Annotated in this window: 5 protein-coding genes and 1 pseudogene; all 6 read right to left on the minus strand. The window is 56.3% G+C overall.

Going from position 1 to position 4,606, the window contains the following annotated elements; all coding sequences use genetic code 11:
- Positions 1-490: 490 nt before the first annotated feature.
- A complete protein-coding gene (locus ASD14_RS03200) occupies positions 491-1,117 on the minus strand; it encodes a hypothetical protein (RefSeq protein WP_056128968.1) in 627 nt (208 codons plus the stop codon).
- 74 nt (positions 1,118-1,191) lie between these two features.
- Complete coding sequence (locus tag ASD14_RS03205; protein WP_056128971.1) at positions 1,192-1,590, minus strand: hypothetical protein; 399 nt, start codon at positions 1,588-1,590, stop codon at positions 1,192-1,194.
- Between the two features lie 517 nt (positions 1,591-2,107).
- A complete protein-coding gene (locus tag ASD14_RS03210; protein WP_056128974.1) occupies positions 2,108-2,467 on the minus strand; it encodes a hypothetical protein in 360 nt (119 codons plus the stop codon).
- A gap of 75 nt (positions 2,468-2,542) precedes the next feature.
- Positions 2,543-3,163 carry a hypothetical protein gene (locus ASD14_RS15895; protein WP_157475027.1) on the minus strand — a complete coding sequence of 207 codons (621 nt, stop codon included), beginning with the start codon at positions 3,161-3,163 and terminating at the stop codon, positions 2,543-2,545.
- Between the two features lie 68 nt (positions 3,164-3,231).
- Positions 3,232-3,576 (minus strand): ribonuclease E inhibitor RraB, encoded by a 345-nt coding sequence (locus ASD14_RS03215; protein WP_056128977.1) that lies wholly within the window; start codon positions 3,574-3,576, stop codon positions 3,232-3,234.
- A 121-nt stretch (positions 3,577-3,697) separates the two neighbouring features.
- Positions 3,698-4,099: pseudogene (locus ASD14_RS03220) on the minus strand (MmcQ/YjbR family DNA-binding protein); the annotation flags it as partial.
- Positions 4,100-4,606 lie beyond the last annotated feature (507 nt).

Genomic DNA, 4,606 nt, shown 5'->3' on the forward strand with positions numbered 1-4,606 from the left:
AGTGCCTCAAGCGTGAGGCTGGAAGGGTCACGGCTGAGGCAAAAAGCGTCGAGGGTTGAAGCTCAGAGCCTCAAGCGTGAGGCTAAAACACTCAACGGCTTTCCCAGCGGCCTAACGCCAGAATTAAGCCGAGCCACGAAGTGGCTTCGGCTTGAATGAATTGTTAGGCCGCCAATCTGCCCGGACATGGGCAGTACCGCAAGCCCGCCCTGTGGCCGGAGCCTGGCCAGCCGGAGCGCGCGGCAGGAAGCCGCGTGCGCCTGCCGGGAAACAGAATGTTGAACGACTTGCTTTGGTTGCTGGAGCTTCGGGCGCAAGCCGGGAAAGCGCAGGACGCGCCACGAGAAACTGACAGAAGCCAGAAGCCAGAAGGCGAGAGTGGCTAGTGCGCGAGAGAGCCACCGCAGAAGAAGCTCGAGCGGCCTAACGCCTGAATTAAGCCGAGCCGCGAAGCGGCTTCGGCTTGAATGAATTGTTAGGGCCCGCTCGGTTACTTGAGGCGTCTAACGTGATCGACGACGATCTTTGCCCTCTCCGCATAGTTCTCATAGCTCTGACGAAGATTGCCAGCGAGAAGATCATGGTTTGCGGCGCTTACGCTAAAGGTTAGCTGAAAGAACTCACGCGACTGTCGCACGATATCAGACAGAAGCATAAGGTCTTTATGAATCTCTAAGAGCTGCCTCTGGTAGTCGGTCTCGAAGCTCCATAGTGCAGCAACCCTAGCGTCCAGAAGCGGAGCCGGATAGTGCTGAAGAACGGTAACTTTGTCAGGGGGAGTAGCCATAAAATCTGCGACTTTTGCTAGATCCTCTGGGGTGGTCGAGAGGCCGGCCTCAACGGCTGCGCGAAGTGACGCTGCTGCAGAGGATTTGTCCCTTTTTAGATTGGATCGCAGCCACTCAAGAAACGGATGATCGAGTGAGCCGGCGGCCTTTCTCGCTTTAAACGCTGCGAACACAAGGATCTCGCAGAGTTGTTCAAGCTCCGCCTTGATCGCCGCGCGGCCACGGATATTTTCTCGGCGCAGCTTGATCGCATCGACTATGGCGGGGCTTAGCAAGCCGAAGAGCCAGCCAATGATCAAGAGCAGTATCGCTTGTTGGAGTTGCGACATATTTGGGTGCGGGCCCTAACGCCTGAGTTAAGTGGAGCCGCGAAGCGGCTTCCACTTGAACGAATTGTTAGGCCTCACCTGCCGGCGGCCCGTTTTTCGAGAAGCTCGACGTACTCTACGCAAGTCTCTAGCTGATCTATCGCGGGCATATTAGTCAGCTTGGCCTCGAAATCTTTGACCATATTTTCATTGTATGCGTCTAACGACGGCCAACCCTTAGGCGGATGGGCCGAAGCTAGAGTGCGACCGCGCTCGACGGACGCCTGGTTTGCAAGTGACCATGCATCTGCGGCAGTTTTGAACCGTGCCTCGTCGTCAATTGCAGCGCCGCAGATCTTAACGGTGGATGGTATGCCGACACTCCTCAAGTAATTCATCCAATCGTCGAGTTGTTCGTCGCTGGGCTCACTAGCGCTCGCTAGGGCGCTGCTAACGGAAAGGAACGAGAAGAGAATTGCTGTTGAAGCTTTCATAGGAACTCCAGAGTGAGGCCTAACGCCTGAGTTAAGCCGACCCGCTGCGGTAAAAGCCGGAGAACGGCAGTGGTGCAGATCGCGAGTCGTTCAAGACGAAGCCGCGAAGCGGGTTCGGCTTGNGCCTAACGCCTGAGTTAAGCCGACCCGCTGCGGTAAAAGCCGGAGAACGGCAGTGGTGCAGATCGCGAGTCGTTCAAGACGAAGCCGCGAAGCGGGTTCGGCTTGAACGAATTGTTAGGCCGCCACTGTAACCGAGGAAATGACGGCCGACAGACTCGCTTGAACCGAAGCCGCGACAACCCGAGCGCGCCCGATGATGCCGCGTGAAGCCCACCGTTGGCGACGCAAGCCGCGAGGAACTCAGTGCGCGCATGGTGACGCCAAACGAAGGAGTCCTGGACGAATGGTTGTAGTGCTGGCACTCGCGAGAAGCCACTTTTAGCGCTTTTGATCCACAGCGGCCTAACGCCWGAATTAAGCCGAGCCGCGAAGCGGCTTCGGCTTGAATGAATTGTTAGGCCTCGCCACGTGGGAGGCCATCGGCGACAAGCTTAAGCCGAACGACAGCCTCATCGGGACCAAAGCGACCGGACCTGCCGTAGCTGCCCTTATCAGCGTCATGGTCCGAGCAGGCATTGGCCAGGACGGTCTCCGCCAAGCTGCGGTGCGGCGTAATGCGGTCCGCAAGTTTGTCTAGAAGGGTTTGGCCGGCAGCATCAGACTCATGACCGTCCAGCGCGTACGCCCAATAAAAGTTGTCATACGCTGCGCAGAAATCCCAGAAAGACAAGCGTCCGGCAGCGCACAGCCGCACCAACTCATCGTGATGATCTAAGGCAGCGGCAAGCTCTGACTCTGACAGGTGCATGTCCATCCAGTTTAGAGGCCTAACGCCTGAATTAAGCCGAGCCGCGAAGCGGCTTCGGCTTGAATGAATTGTTAGGCCGCACTAGCTAAGCCTAGTGATTTGAAAACTGACCCTGTCACCTAGAAAGGAAATCTCGGTTACGGTAAGTGTGTAGCGCTTAGTCCCTAGTTTGAAGGACCACTGTTGTCCAGCGCTAATCGTATATTCCTGTTGTGACCCACTTTCTGGGAATTTCACAAGTACGGTTGCCGTCATGGACGGCGTAGTGTCCTTAACCGTAAAAATCAACCCCGTTTCTTGATCAATGAAGGCCGTTCCGAGCGTAGCGCTATGAGCATCTTCCTTTGGCTTGGGCCCGGTGCCAGATGCAAGAAGTGCCGAATTTTCGGCCTCTAGAGTTTTGATTCGACCAGTCAGCTCGATGACTCTCGGTACCATGACTGGAATAGCGTCCTTGGTTTGTGACAGCCATTGCCGATACTCGGCGTTCTCAGCTCTGGCTGTTTCTACATCACGTTGCAGAAGCTCAACTTTGGATTTGTACTGATCAGTCTGTGCTCTCTGGGCGTCGAGCTGTCTTTGAACCAGCGCGACCCGATTGTCATTGAGAATGAATGTAGATACAGCCCAAGTGCTAGTGATAACGAATGCCGTATAGATCAGTACGGATTTGGTTGCGTTGTTTTCAAACCAATTTGACATTAATCCTCCATGCGGCCTAACGCCTGAATTAAGCCGAGCCGCGAAGCGGCTTCGGCTTGAATGAATTGTTAGGGGTGCGCCTGTACGACACATCCCCACCCGTCATACTCCAACCCGAACAGCTCGCAGACGCAAGCCATGAATCCAGAGACGGATTGGATGGCGTTCTGCTCAATGGGCATGTGGATCACGACCAGAACGCTGGGCGAATCATCCAGGTCTTGGGTAGTCGCGACGCCGTACTGGTAGTCGTTGATAAAACTAGCAACGGTTGTCGCCTTCTCGGCAGACGGAGCACGCAACAAGAACTCGACGTCGCGCGGGACGCCAAAACGGTCGCCCTGCGAGTCGAGCTTGCGGAGCAAGTCCGTGTCTGCGACGGCTGTTTCTATCAATGTGTCGATTACTGTCATAGCACGCCTAACGCCTGAGTTAAGCCGAGCCGCGAAGCGGCTTCGGCTTGAATGAATTGTTAGGCCGCTCACCCGCAATGGCGGATTGCTGCCGCTTTGAAAGGCCGGAGAGCGCCTTGGNAGCCGAGCCGCGAAGCGGCTTCGGCTTGAATGAATTGTTAGGCCGCTCACCCGCAATGGCGGATTGCTGCCGCTTTGAAAGGCCGGAGAGCGCCTTGGCGTAAGACCACGTGATCAGTTCTTGGAGATAGTCGGCTGGAACAGTGCCGACGTCCACGATTGTGACCCAGCGAAACCTAGCCATGTAGCGGGCTGGCTTGATGCCGGGTACGTCCGTCAACTCCAGGAAGCGTTCTGGGCTGGCGCAAATACTAAAGCGCCATTTCTCCGGCTCGCTGGTCTTGAAGTAGGCAAACTTTCTGCTACCAACGTAGTAGACAAGTATGTTGCTTGGCGGGCCGAAAAACTTCGAGGAAGCGCCGGGGTAACGACTGCAATGTTCTTTGACGGCGGCAACATCCATCTAACGGTCCTGAGCGGCCTAACGCCTGAATTAAGCCGAGCCGCGAAGCGGCTTCGGCTTGAATGAATTGTTAGGCACCACCCGAGGTGCACCGATATGCCTCGCCAGAACTCCAGGCACCAGCCCCAAGGTTGGGGCCGCCGTGGCTAGAGGTGAGAAATAGAACGTTGCCCCCAAGACGGGCGGTCTCATTTTGCATATCGACCTGAGCCCGCTCTTCGCCCGTACCACCGCCGAGCATTGAGCCAGAGCGGAGATTGCCAACGAACTCACAGCCGCGAACAACGTCCGGATTGTTGGTGATACGAACGCGCTGACCCTCAGGCGTGAGTGAAACGCACCCGGTCACGCCGATGGCGAGAAGTGCAACCTCTATCAATTTGCGCATATGTCCTCCGTGGTGCCTAACGCCTGAGTTAAGCCGACCCGCTGCGGTAAAAGCCGGAGAACGGCAGTGGTGCAGATCGCGAGTCGTTCAAGACGAAGCCGCGAAGCGGGTTCGGCTTG

This window comes from Lysobacter sp. Root494 (assembly GCF_001427225.1).
Classification (GTDB): Bacteria; Pseudomonadota; Gammaproteobacteria; order Xanthomonadales; family Xanthomonadaceae; genus Agrilutibacter.